A 16,016-nucleotide genomic window follows, 5' to 3' on the forward strand; every position below is an offset into this window, starting at 1 on the left:
GGCCGCAACCGGAGAACAGGGGCGACAGAGCGTCGCGGCGGTGGAAGTATCGCAGGAGTGGCCACCGCAAAACCTCAGACGATCTCGTACCCCGCGCCCGACGCACGCCCGCGTCGCCACCACCCCGATCCGTTGGACCCCCACGTCATCGTCCTGTTCGGCGCGACGGGGGATCTGGCCAAGCGAAAGCTCATCCCCGGCCTGGCCTACTTGGACCAGTCCGAGCTGGCGCCCAACATTCAGATCGTCGCCACCTCACTGGAAGACTTGACCGACGACGAATTTCGCGAGCTCGCCAAGAACGCGATCGATTCGTTCGGGACACACAAGCTCACACCCGACCAATGGGCGAACTTCGCGAGGATCATGACCTACGTCCCGCAGGGCGCCGGACCCGAAGCGCTGGCCACCGCCGTGGCGGACGCCGAAGCCAACCTGGGCCCCAACGCCCGGCGGCTGCATTACCTGTCGGTGCCGCCCAAGGCGGCGCGCGCGGTGATCACCATGCTGCGCGACGCGAAATTGGTCGACCGCTCACGGGTCGTGATGGAGAAACCATTCGGCACCGATCTGGCCAGCGCGGTGGCGCTCAACGACTTCGTGCACGAAACCTTCGAGGAATCCCAGATTTTCCGCATCGACCACTTCTTGGGTAAAGAGGCCGCCCAGAACATCTTGGCGTTCCGCTTCGCCAATGGACTGTTCGAACCGATCTGGAACCGCAACTTCATCGACCACATCCAAATCGATATCCCCGAGGCACTGGGCCTGGATCAACGAGCGAGCTTCTACGAAGAGACCGGCGCATACAAGGACATGGTGGTCACCCACTTGTTCCAGGTGATGGCGTTCGTGGTGATGGAGCCGCCGACCGCGCTCGAACCCTTTGCCATCAGCGAAGAGAAGAATAAGGTGTTCCGGTCGATGCTGCCGGTCAAGCCCTCGAATGTGGTGCGCGGCCAGTACCAGGGGTACCGCGACGAAGCCGGGGTGGCAAGGGATTCCGACACCGAGACGTTCATCGCCCTCCGGGTCGGCATCGACAACTGGAGGTGGGCCGGGGTGCCCATCTACCTGCGGACCGGCAAGAAGATGGCCGAGGGCATCCGCATCATCTCCATCGCGTTCAAGGAGGCCCCGCGCACGATGTTCCCACCCGGATCCGGGGTGGGAACCCAGGGTCCCGATCACCTCACGTTCGACCTCGCCGACAACTCGAAGGTGTCTTTGTCGTTCTATGGCAAGCGGCCCGGCCCCGGCATGAAGCTGGACAAGCTGTCCATGCAATTCTCCTCGCAGGAGATCGAGACGGTCGTCGATGTGCTGGAGGCCTACGAACGACTCATCCTCGACGCGATGCGCGGCGACCACACCCTGTTCAATACCGCGGAAGGCATCGAATCCTTATGGGAGCGTTCGGAAGAGCTCCTCACCGATCCACCCGCGGTCAAGCTGTACCAGCCGGGAACCTGGGGGCCCAACGCCATTCACCAGTTGATCGCGCCGAACGCCTGGCGGTTGCCGTTCGAGCGGGAGTGGCGCCACGCCAGGGCCTGACGCGGGCGCCGGATCAACTCAGCTCAGCTCCGCGCTGAGGTAACTGATGGCGTGACGGAATCGCTTGAGAATCTCGTTGTCGGGCATCGCGAAACCGTAGTCGGCATACACCTGTTCGGTGGGGTGGCGCGTGACGTTCCAGCCGGTCGCGGACAGGTGCTCGGCGGCCGGACGGCGCTCCCCGAGCCAGACGAGTTCGGCGACGTCGATGTCGAGGCCGTGCTGGCGCCAGTTGTTGCGCATCGCCCGGGCCCGCTCGTCGGTGAACACGCTCATGTCGGTGATGTTCTCGGTGGCCAGCCGGCTACCCGGGGCGCTGAGCGCGGTGATGTTGTCCAGCAACCTGTCTTGGGCTTCCGGCGGTAGGTAGGGCAGTAGGCCCTCGGCGATCCAGGCGGTTGGAGAGTCGGCGTCGAAACCGCTGCCGCGCAAGGCGGTTGGCCAATCATCGCGCAGATCGATGGCGACAGTGCGGCGCTCGGCGGTCGGTTCCGCGCCGATCTGGGCGAGCGTGTCGGTCTTGAACGAGATGACCTCGGGCTGGTCGACCTCGAAAACCACGGTGCCCGCAGGCCACGACAACCGGTAGGCCCGGGCGTCGAGCCCGGCGGCCAAAATGACGGCCTGGCGTGCGCCGGCCGCCGTCGCGGCGCGGAAGAAATCGTCGAAGAACCTGGTCCGCACCGTCATCTGCTCGCGCCGCTGCTGCAGTGTCATCGGCGAGTCGTCGGTGTCGAGCGGGATCTGGCCGTCCAGCATCCGGACGAAGAAGGGATGTCCGACCGCCCGCACCAGCGGCTCGGCGAACCTGTCGTCGAGCAGCGGGTCCGGCTCGCGAGACGCCAACGCCCGGGAGGCCGCCACCATCGTCGCGGTCGCCCCCACGCTGGAGGCCAGGTCCCAGCTATCGCCCTCGCTTCGTGCCGAATCGATCGATGACATCCGTGTTCCCTTCCAGGATCCGGCCGCCGCGCCGGCCGATTGGGCCGTGGGGCGGCCGCCACCCGCGACTACACCACCGCTACCGAAGGGTACTTTCTGCTATGCCGCGGTCACCACGCGCCACATGCAGGTGACTCCTTTCCCGCACGACTAGACGACAGGAAGCGAATCACGCTATGGCACCGACCCTGCGCCCGCGCCGCTCCGCCCTGTACTTGCCCGGCAACAAGCCCCGGGCGCTGGAGAAGGCTAAATCGCTGCCGGCGGATGTGCTGATATTCGACCTCGAAGACGCCGTGGGGCCCGACGCGAAGGCCGAATCGCGTGCGACGGTGTGCGAGGCCGTCTCGTCGGACAGCTACCGGCCCCGCGAGGTCGTGGTGCGCATCAACGGATTGGACACCGACTGGCACAGTGACGACTTGGCCGCGGTGGCCGGATCGGCCGCCGACAGGGTGCTGGTGCCGAAAGTCGAGACGGGCCAACAGGTTCGGGCGCTGGCCGACGCGCTCGACGCGCTGGGGGCACCGAAGTCGTTGCAGCTGTGGGTGATGATCGAAACGCCCCGGGCGTTTCTGAGGGCCGAGGAGGTCGCGTCGGCCAGCGAGCGCCTGGCCGGTTTGGTGGTCGGCACCAACGATCTCGTCAACGAGCTGCACGGCCTGCACGTCCCCGGGCGCGCGCCCGTCGTCCCCGCGCTGGGCATGGCCCTGCTGGGCGCGAGGGCGGCCGGAAAAATCATTCTGGATGGCGTGTTCAACGACATCACGGATGAGGGCGGATTCCGGGCCGAGGCGCAGCACGGCCGCGAAATGGGATTCGACGGCAAGACCCTGATCCATCCGTCACAGATCGCCCCGGCGAACGAGCTGTTCGGCCCATCGCAGAAGGAGCTCGACGACGCCCGCAAGGTCGTATCGGCCTACGAGGAGGCGCGGGCCGCGGGCACCAGCGTCATCACGGTCGATGGCCGCATGATCGAGAGCCTGCACGTGCGCGACGCCCAGCGGATTCTCGCCCTGGCCGATTTGATCGCGGAGATGGAAACCGCTTCCTAGCTCGGATTAGGCCGGGCAGAGCGATCGGGGTCGGCCACACGGTAGGTTGTACGCGATTCCCGACGACTCGAGAGGAGACAAGGTGGGCGAGACCGCGGCCATGGCCGAGGCCGACCGCACGTGGATGATCGACACGCTGCTCGCGCTGCTGCAGACCCCGAGTCCGTCGGGGCGCACGGACGCGGTGATGCAGGTGATCGGCGACATCCTCGACGACTTCGGCGTGCCGTTCACGCTGACGCGGCGCGGGGCGCTGACCGCGGAGCTCCCGGGGGAGTCGGCGACCACCGACCGGGCGCTGGTGGTTCATTCGGACACCATCGGCTGCATGGTCCGCGACCTCAAGGACAACGGCCGCCTGGAACTGGTCCCGGTCGGCACCTTCTCGGCCCGGTTCGCCGCGGGAGCCCGCGTGCGCATCTTCATCGACGACCCCGACGAGTTCATCACCGGCACGGTCATGCCGCTCAAGTCCAGCGGACATGCGTTCGGCGATGAGATCGACACCCAACCCACCGACTGGGACCACGTCGAGGTTCGGATCGACCGCAAGGTGTCCTCGCGCGAGGACCTGCTTCGCCTCGGCCTGCAGATCGGCGACTTCGTCGCGTTGATCACCAGCCCCGAGCTCACCGCCGACGGCTTCATCGTCTCCCGCCACCTGGACGGAAAGGCGGGCGTCGCGATCGCGCTCGCGCTGGCCAAGAACTTCTCCGAGAACAAGGTGGTGCTGCCGCACCGCACCACGATCATGGTCACCATCACCGAGGAGGTCGGCCACGGGGCCAGCCACGGGCTGCCCGCCGACGTCGCCGAATTGGTGTCGGTGGACAACGCGGTGTGCGCGCGCGGGCAGCACTCGCTCGAGGACGGCGTGACGATCCCGATGGCCGATATGCACGGGCCCTTCGACTACCACCTGACCCGCAAGCTCTGCCGCCTCGCCCAGGAGCGGGGAATCCCGTTCGCGCGCGACATCTTTCGCTACTACCGTTCCGACGCCGCCGCGGCGATCGAGGCGGGCGCGAACACCCGCGCCGCGCTCGTCGGCTTCGGTCTCGACGGCAGCCACGGCTGGGAGCGCACCCACATCGATTCGCTCGAAGCCGCCTACAACCTGCTGCATGCGTGGCTGCAGACGCCGTTGACGTTCGCCAAGTGGGACGCCAAGCCGACGGGCAGTCTGCGCGACTTTCCGTCGTCGAAGCAGCCCGCGCCCAGCGAGCGGTGGGTGCCGCTGTCTCGCGGCGATTACGAAAGCCCGGGCGAGGCGTCGCCCGGAACGCCGTGGCCGCCGTCGGAGGGACCCCAGGCCTAACAGCCGCGGGGCATCCGGTCGGCGCGCCAGCAGCGGGACTGCATGGGGACGTCGATCCAATCAGCCGCGGGGAAGCGCTCACGCAACACAGCGCGGGCGTTGGCCAGCCGGCGTTCGCGGTCGTCGGGAGACGCGGTGATGATCCTGCTGTAGGTGCCCACCATCCCGACGACGTCGTCGAGCCTCATCGTGCGCACGAAGGTGAACGCCTCGCGGGCCACCTGGTGGAAGATCTGCGGATCGGGGAGGGTGACGTTTTCGTGGAGCTGGCGGAAGCGTTCGGGGGCATCCGCCTCAGTCCTTTCGTCGCCGGGCAGCAGGTCGAGGTCGCGGACCCAGTCCACGTCGCGATCGCGACTGGTCCAAATCAGGCCGAAGCGCCCGCCGTCGCGAAGCACCCGCCCGATTTCCGGAACCGCCCGTTCGGGATCCATCCAGTGCCACGCCGCCGAGACGAACACCGCGTCCGCGGCACGGTCGGGGAGTGGGATCGACTCACCGCTGCCCTCGAGGACGCGGACGCCCGGGGACCGCTCGGCCAGGACCGCGCGCATCCGGGCGTCGGGCTCGACGGCGATGACCTGTGCCGCCCTGCCGATGAGCGTGCGGGTGAACAGCCCCGTCCCCGCGCCCACGTCGACGGCCACCTCGCACTCCGACGGCATCAACCAGTCCACCGCCTGCGGCGGGGCCTGCGGACGCAGCCCGTCGTAGTTTTCGGCGATCGATCCGAATGACATTGCGCGCGCTTGACGATCAGTCACACGCGACAACGTAATCCAGCTCGCTATGCAGAACGTGAGAAAGGATCGCGCGTCACCAGAGGGCGCTGTGATTGACGAGCGCATCGGCGATGAGGCCGACCCCGAAAACGAGAAACAGAAGCCGCACCGACATGGGGCCGTAGCGGGTGAGCACGCGCACCAGTCCCCGCTGAATGCGCGCGGCCCGCACCGTTCGTCTCATCGACAGCGCGAGGATCGCCAGCGGCGGCGACACCGCGATTGCGCAGTAGGTGATGATGACCAGCGGCCAGAGCGGCGGCCGGGGATGCAGCGCGGCCAGCATGGCCAGCCCGGTGAGGTAGGGCACCGCGGTCGGCGCTTGTCCGCTTCCCACCGCCAGCCCGAGGAATCCGAGCAGCCACGGACGTTTGCGCATGGCCGCCATCGCCCAGCCGGGCGCCGACGATTGTGCGGTCAGCGGGAAGTATGCCAAGCCGATCAGCACGATCCCCAACAGCAATTCGCCACGAAACCGGATGGCCGGCGTGATGTGAAAATCGAACGCCTCGGTGATGAAGCTGATACCCAGCACCGTGCACAGGCCGAAGGTGGTCGTCACGGCGAACACGCCCGCGACGAAGCTCAAAGCGCCCGGGATGGGGGAGCGGCGACCGAGCCGGCTGTCGAAGATGACCGCCGAGACGACGCCCACGTTGAGGACGTTCAGCGAATCGAGAAACGCCAGCCCCGCCAGGGCAAGAATCAGAGCTGCCACGCGCCTGTACCGGGCCTAGCGTGCGGATTCGCCGGGTGCTCGGAAGCGGCTGGGCACTGACCACGGCGACACGATCAAAGCGGCGATCATGCTGCAGACAATACGGTCAGACCGGAGCGCTCACGCAGGGGGCGATGGCGCCAGCGCGGGCGATCCGCGGCATGATCGAGGCGTCGACGAAGCGGCTGACGCATCCACACAGCCACAGCACATCGAATCCGGAGGCGCGCCACCGATGAACACGCTGACACCGCAGGGGCTGCACGAATACCTCATCGGGTTTGCTGGAAATGACCCGGCTTCCAAACGAACTCGGGCATAGACCGCCGACGCGCCGACACCGGGAGAACTGAATGGGACTGCTCGACCGCAAGACGGCCGTCGTGACCGGCGCCAATTCGGGGATCGGGCTGGCCACCGCCGAGCGATTCCTCGCCGAAGGTGCCGAACGGGTGTTCATCACGGGCCGGCGTCAGGCCGAACTCGATACCGCGGCAAGCAAATTGGGGCCGAGGGCAACCGCCGTGGCCGGCGATGTCGGCGTTCCGGAGGACTTGGATCGGCTCTTTGGGGAGGTCGAGTCCGCCGGCCGGGGCCTCGACATCGTCATGGCCAACGCGGGGGTGACCCGGGTGGCGCGGCTGGGGGAGATCACCGACGATGACCTCGACGCGCTGCTGACCACCAACGTCAAGGGGGTCGTGCACACCGTCCAAAAAGCGCTGCCCCTGCTCAACGACGGCGCCTCGGTCATCCTGACGGGCTCCACCACCGCCGACCGCGGCCGCGCCGGGCTGAGCATCTACGCCGCCACCAAGGCTGCCGTCCGATCACTGGCCCGCGCCTGGGCCAACGAGCTCGCCGACCGCAACATCCGGGTCAACGTCATCGTCGCCGGGTCCACCGCCACCCCGGGCAGCGATAGATTGGCCGCGCAAACCGACCCGGAAGCGTCGATCGAAGAGTTCCGCGCCGGCCGCATCGCGACCATTCCATTGGGTCGCTTCGCCGATCCCATCGAGATCGCCAATGCTGCGGTCTTTTTGGCGAGCGATCTGTCCAGCTTCACCACGGGATCCACGGTTACCGCCGACGGTGGATTCAACCAAGTCTGACGCAGAACGCGCGGCTGCCCCGGCAGTACCCACCACAGCGTGGAGCTAAGCGCTTCGTATACCTGCGCGAATCGCGCGAAGCGCGGACGCCGAAGGGCGCGGCCCTCTACAGTTCCACGAATGACGAACACCCGCACTGGCACGTAAGGAAAACGCGATGTCGAAAAGTGTTGCGACCAAAAACGACAACGAGAAGATCGTGGTCGACTTTATACATGCCGCTTACGGCGAGAGCATGGACATCGACGCGATGACCGCGCTCATGGCCGAGGACTTCGAGTGGCAACTCCACGTTCCGCTGTCCCCGGTCGTGCGGGGACGCGACGCGGCGCGCGCAGAACTCGAGAAGCACAACACGCTGTCGACCGGCATGGTCGAGGGGAGCGAGATCCGCACGATCGTGTCCGACGGCGACACCGTCGTCGTCGAACGAGTCGACGTGAACTCTATGAATGGCGTGGCCGTCACGTTTTATGTCACAGCCATTTTCGATGTTCGCGACGGTGCGATCGCTCATTGGCGAGAGTATTGGGACACCGCCCACGTCGCACAGCAACTCGGCATCGATCCCGCGCTGATGTTCGCCCCGCTGACGAATTAGTCGCCGGCGCAGGGTGTTTGGCGGGCGGAGCTAGCCCGATGCGCTGAGGATCTTGATCGCGAAAACCAGCGTGTCACCCGGGCGGATTCCGGCGCTGGGCTGACCTTCGGGGTAGCCATCCGCGGGGACCATCGCGACGGCGACGGTGGACCCCACCTTTTGTCCCGCGATGGCCTTTTGGAAGCCCGGCACGACGCCCGTGAGCGGGAAGTCGACGGGGGCGCCGCGTTGGTAGCTGCTGTCGAACACCGACCCGTCACGACCATTGACACCCATGTAGCAGACGGAGACCTTGGCGGTGCTCGAGACCACGGGTCCATCTCCGGCGCGCAGCGTATGCACCTGCGTCTGGGACACGGCGAACGGTGCCGTCACGGTCACCCGCGGGGCCGTCGTGTCGGTGGACCCGGTGACGGCGACGCTCCCCGTGTTCCCGGCGAGGGTCCAGTCAGGCGTTCCACCATTCTGCGGTGCCGCGGTTGGGCACGAGTCGGCCGCGTTGGCCGTGCCCGATCCAGCGAGCAGGAGAGCGGTTGCCGCGGCGCCGGCCGCGAGCGCCACAGACGAATACATCCGGAAGGAGTTCACGGCCGTCACGCTACAGCGACGCATCGCGGGCCTTGCTGGTAGCTCATCTGTAGCGACTGCGCTGCGCAATTTTCCGATGAGTGCCCGAACGATAAGGCAGAGGCTCTCGGCGCAAAATAGGCCATTCGTACAAAATGGACAAAGCAGCTAGAATGGCTAAGGTGCAGACCAAGGAGGGAGCGCCATGTCCACCGTCTCGTTCCGCAACCGCGACGGCAAGCTCGTCGATGTCCCCTCGGTGACCGCCAGCCGCCTCAAAAATGAGTTCGGCACAGTCTTCGATGAGGCCGCGGTCAGCGGGGCGGTGGTGATCACCAAGCACAACACCCCCAGGGCAGTGCTGCTGTCGTACGCCGAATTCGAGGCCCTGGCGGCAACGGCGGCACCCGCCCTCGACGACCTCAGTGCACGCTTCGACGAACTGCTGGCGACCATGCAGACGCCGAAGGCCAAAGCCGGGGTCGCCGCCGCGTTCGACGCCACACCGGAGGAGCTGGGCGCCGCCGCGGTGAAGGCGGCACGCACCGCGCCGCTGCGCTGATCCGGCGCGGCCCATGGCTCGCACGACGACACCGGCGCAGATACACGTGTTGGCGGGCGTCAACGGCGTCGGCAAGAGCAGCGTCGTGGGCGCGACGATCCGCGACAAGGGCGGTGAGTACTACAACCCGGACGAGGCCGCGCGAGAGATCATGGCGGCCAACCCCGGATTGGGCCAGGCCGAGGCCAACGCCGCGGCGTGGGAACAGGGCCGAAAGATGCTGCAGCGGGCGATCGATCAACGCCTCGACTTCACCTTCGAGACCACGCTCGGCGGCACCACGATGCCGGCACTGCTGGCCGAGGCCGCCAAGCGCGGACTCGAGGTCCATGTTTTCTATGTCGGCCTCGACAGCGCCGATACCTGCATCGAGCGGGTGCGCCAACGGGTCCGCGCCGGCGGGCATGACATTTCCGACGCCGACGTCCGTCGCCGTTACCGCCACAGCCTGATCAATCTCGTGAAACTGCTGCCGGTGCTCACCGGGTTGCGGATGTACGACAACTCGGCGAGCGCCGATCCCGCCGAGGGGCAGGCGCCGAAGCCGGTCTTGGTGTTGCACATGGACCGCGGCCGCATCGTCGGGCCGTCCGACTTGAGCTCCACACCGGCTTGGGCCAAGCCGGTCGTCGCGGCGGCGTTGGAGCTCGCGCAGGGATCGTAAGCGGGAGTCTGGATCTCGGAACCGCAAATTGTTCTCGATTTGCCAGCACGGTCTTGACCCCGTCGCCCGCCTCGGTTCGATAATGCTCGTACCTCGAGGGAAAGGCCCGCATTGACATCGATGGCAACCGTGACGATCGCGATGCCCGCGGTCAGCCCTTTGCGCAGCAGCTCCGGTGGCCCGCGAACCTACCGGTCGGAATGATCGATGGGCGCAATGCGGACGGTAAGCCGGCGTCGGACCATCGCCGCGCCGATCGACGCGGTGTTCGACTGGCTCATTAACGGAAACAATTGGAGTGACATACCGGGGATGTTTTACTCCCGCGTTCGCCCGGTCGATGGGCCAGAGCCTTTTGGAGTCGGCTCAATTCGTGAATTCGCCAGCTCGGGTTCGAAAGTCACCGAAGTGGTCACGGCGTTCGAACGGCTACACTCGATGAGCTACCAAGCCCTGTCAACCGTGCCGCCAGCGCAACACAGCGGTGGCTCGGTGACGTTGCAGGAGGTGCCGGGAGGCACCGAAGTTCTATGGACAACAAGCTTCCGCCTCAAAAGCCCCGTCCTCGCTGGCTTATTCACCCGGCTCTATGCGCCCTTAATCGGATTGGGAATCCGCATGGTCCTGCGAACAGCAGAGCGGGCTTTGACCAGCGACCAAGCGAACACCTGACGCACCAGTGCCGCAACAACATTGGGCGCGACACGGCGCACCAGCGCCGCCGCGGCCGCCATGGATGTTGACGACGGACCCTCCCGCGACTCGCTGGTCAGATTCGAAATCGCCGAGCCGTAGGAGGATGCGGGCCGGCGTAGAGCTGGATGGAGATGACCTCTGGTGACAGCGCTGCGAAATCGGCGAAAACCATGGCGGTGCCTTTCCTTATTTCGGGTCCGGCGGGATCACGATGACGGTGGAGGTGGTGGCGATGTCATCGACGGCCACCGCCCCGGGCACCCGGACCGCCGGCCCGGCCACCGCGCGGGTGGCGCTGCTCCCGACGGCGCGTCCGGCCAGGCTCGACAGGGCGGTGGGGCCGAACAGGCCCTGGCCGGGGTTCATCGTCATCGCGGGTGCGGCGTCCAGCATCGTCTCGGGCAGCTCGGCGGCCAGGGTCCTGATCGCGGGCGCGGCCGAGGCCCAGTTCGCGGGAACCGATAACGATCCGACGACACCGGCGCGGCCCACCGCCGCCGACACCGTTCCCGCACTCGGCGCCTGGAACGAGGTGGAGCCGGTCAGCAGATCGCTGTGCAGCAACGGGGCCAGAACCCCATGGAGGCTTTTCGGATGCAGTGTGCCACCGATGCTTCGCAGGTTGGCGCCCATCCCGCGGACATTGAGCGCGAGCTGATAAAAACCCTTCCCCGCGGTCCCGATGCCGATCGGCGAGTAGGGCCCGGTCAGGACGTTGAGGAAGTTGTTGAAACTTTTCAGGCCCCCCGTGGCTTCCCCGAGGCCGAACGAGATTCCCGGCGACGTCGTCGCCGCGGTTGGTGCCGCGGCGGGGGCCTGCGAGAGCGCCTGGGAGACCGCGGATTCCACATTGGAGCTCGCCGAGGACTGAGTCGCGGCGGCGACCGCGGCGGCCTGGTTGGTTTCCGCGCTGCCGTCGGTGGTCGTCGGCGGCGTGGTGAACGGTGCCAGTTGAGTCGCGGCCGCCGAGGAACCCGCATAGCCATACATCGCGGCCGCGTCTTGGGCCCACATCTCGGCGTACTGGGTCTCGGTGGCCGCGATGGCCGGGGTGTTTTGGCCCAGGATGTTGGTCGCGACCAGTGTCGCCAACAACGCCCGGTTGGCCGCGATCACCGGCGGCGGCACCGTGGCCGCGAAGACGGCGTCATACGCGCCCGCCGCCGCCTTCGCCTGACTGGCCGACTGCTCGGCCTGCGCGGCGCTGCCGATCAGCCACGCAACGTACGGCGCGGCCGCGGCCGCCATTGACGTCGATGAGGGACCATTCCAACCTGCTTTCAACTCCGAGATCACAGTCCCGTAAGACGCTGCCGTGGAATGTAATTCGGATGCTAGTCCATCCCAGGCCGCCGCGGCGGCCAACAAGGGTGCCGGTCCGGGGCCTGAGTAGATCCTGCCGGAGTTGATCTCCGGCGGTAACGCTCCGAATTCCATTGCTTCCCTCCGCATCCGGATATGGCCAACGTCGGCCAGCATCTCAACCGCCGATAACGTTGTCCTTCAACAGCATTCAGCACACTCAGCCATCGCAAACCCTGGCCGCCGATGGATTGAATGCTCGTGTGCCCAGAAGACTAGCCAGCTCCGGCGGAAGCAACATCGACCAACAAGGGCCGACTCCGCACGGTCACCACTCCCGAGGGCAGTGGGCGCGCCTTGGCGATGGGGGTCTGCAGAAGCACCCCTACGCCCCGTCTACCTCGGACGAATCGCGAAGTACCCCGGCGTGAACGGAAGCCAATTTCCGCACGAAAAGTTGCTTGATGAAACAGTTTTCATCAGTAAAAATCTAGGCGTCAAATAATTCGAAAGGGGCACTTTGGCCGCGAGCCCGTTTGCCAGCTTCCCGCTCGAACGGCGATGACATTGCGTCGCCATCGAACTTCATGGCGTCCAGCGCCTGAGCCGCATGTCCATGTGTTGCACCGCGCGACCATCGAACGCCGGCCCTGCCACCGACCAGGCGACGGCATGCATCAGTTGGAGCGGCGTGTCCGCTTCGAGGTTCCCGCAGTCTTTTTCGACAACGCGTCGCGAGACGGCACGGTCTGTTCGATGTGGTCGGCGACGCAACCGACAAAGGCCTGGCATGCGGCGGAGCGCTTTTCAGGGCGCGGTGCCACGAGGTTTACCCGGCGGTGCATGTCAGCTCCGGCGACCGGCCGCAGTGCCAGTCTCGGATCGGCGTTAGCGCGGGTACGGGCGACGGATTCGGGCAGCAACGCGACACCCAGGTCTTTGCGCACGAAGTGGGTGACCTCATCGACACGCGTCACTTCGAAAGCCACTCGCCGCGTCACGTTGGCGAAGCCGCGGTCGGTTTCGTGTCGCAGACCGTAACCAGGGGGAAAGTCGATGAACGGTAATGCGGCCAGCGCAGTTATCGACACCGATGATTTTTTTGTGAGCGGGTGGTGGGCGGGCATGACGGCGATGAGCGGCTCGCTAAACAGATGGGTGAACGTCAAGGCACCGCCGGTCCTGGATACGTTGGAGCCCACGATCGCCACGTCCAGCTTCCGGTCGCGGACCGCCTCGATCAGCACGTCGCTGCCGCCGCTGCGCAACGTCACGCTGACGTCGGGATAGTGCGAGTGAAAGGTCGCCATCAGAGTGGCCACATCGAGGCTTTCGGATGGGATCTCCATCATCCCGACCATGAGCCGGCCAACGACCGTGCCGCCGAGAGCCTGTGCGTCAACGGCGATCTGGTCAATGCCGGCAACCACCTGGCGCACCAGCGGCATCAGCGCTTCACCGGCGGGGGTCAGCGAGACCGAGCGGGTCGTCCGTTCGAACAGCCGTAAGCCGATCTCACTTTCGAACCGACCGACCTGCTGGCTCAAGGCTGATGGCACGACGAACATCGCCTCGGCCGCCTTGGTGAAACTATTCGCCTCGGCCAACGCCACGACGTAGCGCAGTTGCTGCAGGTTCACAATCCTTCATCTTTCGTGATTAATCGCATCATATCTATTCACTGGACTCGTGGGTTCGTTGCCTTCAGGATCAAGGGCATGTCCGCGGATCCGTCGTCACCGGCTGCCTTGGCGGCTGCCGGCATCGTGGTGCGTCCGCAGCCAGGCATGGCCGGCAATGACTGCTCGGTGGCAGCGGTCCGCGACGAAATCACCGAACAGTTTGACCGCCTTGCGTTCCTGGGGGAGTTGCGCTGCTCGCATGACCGGGTGGTCGCGGGTTCTCTCGAGGAGTTGGTGTTCACCTACACCGTCGGGGGATCCGGCATTGCCGACAGCGGTTGGCTGAAGCTGTGCTTCCGCTACTACTCGGATTGGGATCTGCAGACAACGTCGCCGGACGCCCGCGACTTCGCGACCGCCCGCTTGGTGAGTCGGTCCCTGATCGGCGGGGCCTCCGACGACAGTGCCGCGACGGTGCAGCAACTGGTCACGAGATATGACGTCAAAGGCGGGGAGCGGCCATTTCAGAAGTCACTACTGATCCACGTCGTGGACGGTTACCTCCGTCCCGGTGATGTGATCGAGATCCGCTGCGGCGACCGCCGTTTCGGCGGCCCCGGGACGCGCGTGCAGACTTTCGTGGAAGACGAGTTCGAGGTCCACCTGTTCGTCGACCCGCTGGGCACGTCGCGCATGGCGCGCGCTGATGTGCATCGAATTGCGGTCGTACCGGGTGCACCCGAACGAGTCGTCGTGCACGGCCCTCGCATCGTGCGCAGCGAGGCGCCGGCGGTGCACCTGCATGCCCATCTGCAAGACCGTTGGGGCAACACCTGTTCCGACGTTGCCGCGACGATGCATGCACTCATCGACGGTGTCGTCGTGGACAGCGCCCGTACGCCTGCGAAGGGGTGGTCCAAGGCGTCGTTCCGCGTGCCGCCGGTCGCCGCCCGCATCGACGTTGCCGCCGAGACAAGCACCGCCGTGCTGCAGGGCGGTGAGACCGTGATCGACATCGTCGACGACTTCCCGTCGCCGCGGGCGTACTTCTGCGACCTGCACGTTCATTCCAACGACACCGTCGGCACTCAGGACACCGACTGGAATCTGCACTACGCGCGCGATATCGCCGCGCTCGACGTACTTGGCTATACCGCCAACGACTTTCAGATCACCGACGACACGTGGGACGACGTCGTCAGGGCGTGCAGGCAGATCGCCGAGGATGGCGCATTTGTCTGCTATCCCGGAGTGGAGTGGTGCGGTACCGCCGGCGCCGGCGGTGACCACAATGTCGTCTTCCTTGGTGAGGACACCACGTTGGCCCGCTCGCTGGAATGGCACCAGCGCATGGCGACCATGGCGCCCACCCCGCAGACCTGGCCGGTCACCCAGTTATACGCCGCCTACGAGAAGGACCCGGAGTCTTATCTCTTGATCCCGCACGTGGGCGGGCGACGAGCGATCCTGGACTGGCACCACCCCGAGCTCGAGCGGCTGATCGAGGTGCATTCGGCCTGGGGCAGTAGCCCATGGTTCTTCGAAGACGCCCTGGCGCGCGGCCTACGGCTGGGGGCGAGCGCCGCCAGCGATGAACACCGCGGACGGCCGGGGGCCGGGGCGCCGGGCGCCAACATCTTCGGCGGCTTCGGCGGGCTCACCGGCGTCCTCGCGCCGGCCCTTTCCGCCGCAGACGTCGGTCGTTCGCTGCGCGCCCGCCGCACCTGGGCCACAACCGGTGCGCGCGCGGTCGCCCTGCTGCGCAGCGGTGAGAACTGGATGGGTGACGAGTTCGCCGCTGACGCCGGAGAACTGACCGCCGGTTATGCCTTGTATGGCACGACGGGATGGGATGACGTGACGGTCTACGACAGCGCCGGTTTGCTCTGGCGTCGTGACCTGCACACCGAGACGGGGCTTTCGCCCAACCTGGTTCGCGTGAGCTGGGGTGGCGCTCGGCACCGTGACCGCTACCGCTGGGCCAGTTGGTCGGGCCGACTGGGTATCGATGGCACCGTCGTCGAACACGTAACGCCGTGGGCGATCACCCATCCCGAGCAGATCATCGATGTCGACGGATCGGCCGTGGCTTGGGATACCAAGACTTACGGGGCGGATATCGGCATCGTGATACGGCTCGCCGACCTGAGCCGTGCGCGCTTCGAACTCGACGCGACGGTGCAGGAAGACGTTCTGCGCACCCGGGCGAGCCTTTCCGGGGCGGAGCTCGTCGCCGAGGGACATCGTGACATCGCGGTCGGCGGTCTCAATCTGCGCGTCCGCCTCGAACGCATCGCCGACCCGATGGCACTGCCGACCACCGTCACCGGCGCGCTCAACCTGCAGCTGCCCAAGGGCGACAGCGCAATATACGTGCGCGGCAAGCAATTCGATGGGCATCAGGTATGGACAAGCCCGCTGTTCGTGACCCGAACCGTGGGGACCCCGTGGTGAGCCGACTTCGAACCGGCCTTACCCGCCGCCTCCACATCGACTTGCGCCGCATCACTTG

At 66.4% G+C, this 16,016-nt stretch carries 15 protein-coding genes; 9 read left to right on the top strand and 6 right to left on the bottom strand.

Annotation, left to right across the window (positions count from 1 at the left end):
• Positions 1-57 precede the first annotated feature (57 nt).
• Positions 58-1,557: a glucose-6-phosphate dehydrogenase gene (gene zwf / locus QGN30_RS15300; RefSeq protein ID WP_038536267.1), complete on the top strand. Its 1,500-nt coding sequence runs from the start codon at positions 58-60 to the stop codon at positions 1,555-1,557.
• 18 nt (positions 1,558-1,575) lie between these two features.
• On the opposite strand, the gene QGN30_RS15305 is transcribed toward zwf, so the two are convergent.
• The gene (locus QGN30_RS15305) at positions 1,576-2,499 is read right to left on the bottom strand and encodes a class I SAM-dependent methyltransferase (protein ID WP_038536264.1); all 924 of its coding nucleotides are present in this window, start codon (positions 2,497-2,499) and stop codon (positions 1,576-1,578) included.
• A 176-nt stretch (positions 2,500-2,675) separates the two neighbouring features.
• On the opposite strand from QGN30_RS15305, the gene QGN30_RS15310 reads away from it, so the two are divergent.
• Positions 2,676-3,557 (top strand): HpcH/HpaI aldolase/citrate lyase family protein, encoded by an 882-nt coding sequence (locus QGN30_RS15310; protein WP_326564873.1) that lies wholly within the window; start codon positions 2,676-2,678, stop codon positions 3,555-3,557.
• 82 nt (positions 3,558-3,639) lie between these two features.
• Positions 3,640-4,875 (top strand): osmoprotectant NAGGN system M42 family peptidase, encoded by a 1,236-nt coding sequence (locus tag QGN30_RS15315; protein ID WP_248923642.1) that lies wholly within the window; start codon positions 3,640-3,642, stop codon positions 4,873-4,875.
• Here QGN30_RS15315 and QGN30_RS15320 read toward each other — a convergent pair.
• Both QGN30_RS15320 and QGN30_RS15325 read right to left on the bottom strand, forming a co-directional pair.
• The gene (locus tag QGN30_RS15320) at positions 4,872-5,639 is read right to left on the bottom strand and encodes a class I SAM-dependent methyltransferase (protein WP_038536258.1); all 768 of its coding nucleotides are present in this window, start codon (positions 5,637-5,639) and stop codon (positions 4,872-4,874) included. The genes QGN30_RS15315 and QGN30_RS15320 overlap by 4 nt on opposite strands.
• Before the next feature lie 52 nt (positions 5,640-5,691).
• Entirely contained in the window at positions 5,692-6,375 is a 684-nt protein-coding gene (locus QGN30_RS15325; RefSeq protein ID WP_014711599.1) for a GAP family protein, read from the bottom strand.
• Between the two features lie 353 nt (positions 6,376-6,728).
• Here QGN30_RS15325 and QGN30_RS15330 point away from each other — a divergent pair, with 353 nt between their 5' ends.
• Positions 6,729-7,490 carry an SDR family NAD(P)-dependent oxidoreductase gene (locus QGN30_RS15330; RefSeq protein ID WP_014382538.1) on the top strand — a complete coding sequence of 254 codons (762 nt, stop codon included), beginning with the start codon at positions 6,729-6,731 and terminating at the stop codon, positions 7,488-7,490.
• A gap of 157 nt (positions 7,491-7,647) precedes the next feature.
• Positions 7,648-8,091, top strand: a complete 444-nt coding sequence (locus tag QGN30_RS15335; protein WP_038536254.1) for a limonene-1,2-epoxide hydrolase family protein — start codon at positions 7,648-7,650, stop codon at positions 8,089-8,091.
• Between the two features lie 30 nt (positions 8,092-8,121).
• On the opposite strand, the gene QGN30_RS15340 is transcribed toward QGN30_RS15335, so the two are convergent.
• Positions 8,122-8,664 carry an FKBP-type peptidyl-prolyl cis-trans isomerase gene (locus QGN30_RS15340; RefSeq protein ID WP_371286275.1) on the bottom strand — a complete coding sequence of 181 codons (543 nt, stop codon included), beginning with the start codon at positions 8,662-8,664 and terminating at the stop codon, positions 8,122-8,124.
• A 199-nt stretch (positions 8,665-8,863) separates the two neighbouring features.
• Between QGN30_RS15340 and QGN30_RS15345 the strand changes: the two genes are divergently transcribed.
• The 3 genes from QGN30_RS15345 (at position 8,864) to QGN30_RS15355 (ending at position 10,556) form a co-directional block, all read left to right on the top strand.
• Positions 8,864-9,220 (top strand): type II toxin-antitoxin system prevent-host-death family antitoxin, encoded by a 357-nt coding sequence (locus tag QGN30_RS15345; RefSeq protein WP_008256608.1) that lies wholly within the window; start codon positions 8,864-8,866, stop codon positions 9,218-9,220.
• Between the two features lie 13 nt (positions 9,221-9,233).
• Positions 9,234-9,884: an AAA family ATPase gene (locus tag QGN30_RS15350; protein ID WP_014380118.1), complete on the top strand. Its 651-nt coding sequence runs from the start codon at positions 9,234-9,236 to the stop codon at positions 9,882-9,884.
• A gap of 207 nt (positions 9,885-10,091) precedes the next feature.
• Positions 10,092-10,556 carry an SRPBCC family protein gene (locus QGN30_RS15355; RefSeq protein WP_247600145.1) on the top strand — a complete coding sequence of 155 codons (465 nt, stop codon included), beginning with the start codon at positions 10,092-10,094 and terminating at the stop codon, positions 10,554-10,556.
• Positions 10,557-10,766: 210 nt separating this feature from the next.
• Here the strand turns inward: QGN30_RS15355 and QGN30_RS15360 are convergent, their stop codons facing one another.
• Positions 10,767-12,017, bottom strand: a complete 1,251-nt coding sequence (locus tag QGN30_RS15360) for a PPE family protein (RefSeq protein ID WP_248923641.1) — start codon at positions 12,015-12,017, stop codon at positions 10,767-10,769.
• A 542-nt stretch (positions 12,018-12,559) separates the two neighbouring features.
• Positions 12,560-13,522, bottom strand: coding sequence for a LysR family transcriptional regulator (locus tag QGN30_RS15365; protein ID WP_014382531.1), 963 nt, complete (start codon positions 13,520-13,522; stop codon positions 12,560-12,562).
• Positions 13,523-13,600: 78 nt separating this feature from the next.
• On the opposite strand from QGN30_RS15365, the gene QGN30_RS15370 reads away from it, so the two are divergent.
• Positions 13,601-15,958 (top strand): hypothetical protein, encoded by a 2,358-nt coding sequence (locus QGN30_RS15370; protein WP_020188928.1) that lies wholly within the window; start codon positions 13,601-13,603, stop codon positions 15,956-15,958.
• Positions 15,959-16,016 lie beyond the last annotated feature (58 nt).

This window comes from Mycobacterium sp. 3-98 (genome assembly GCF_035918355.1).
Lineage (GTDB): Bacteria > Actinomycetota > Actinomycetes > Mycobacteriales > Mycobacteriaceae > Mycobacterium > Mycobacterium intracellulare.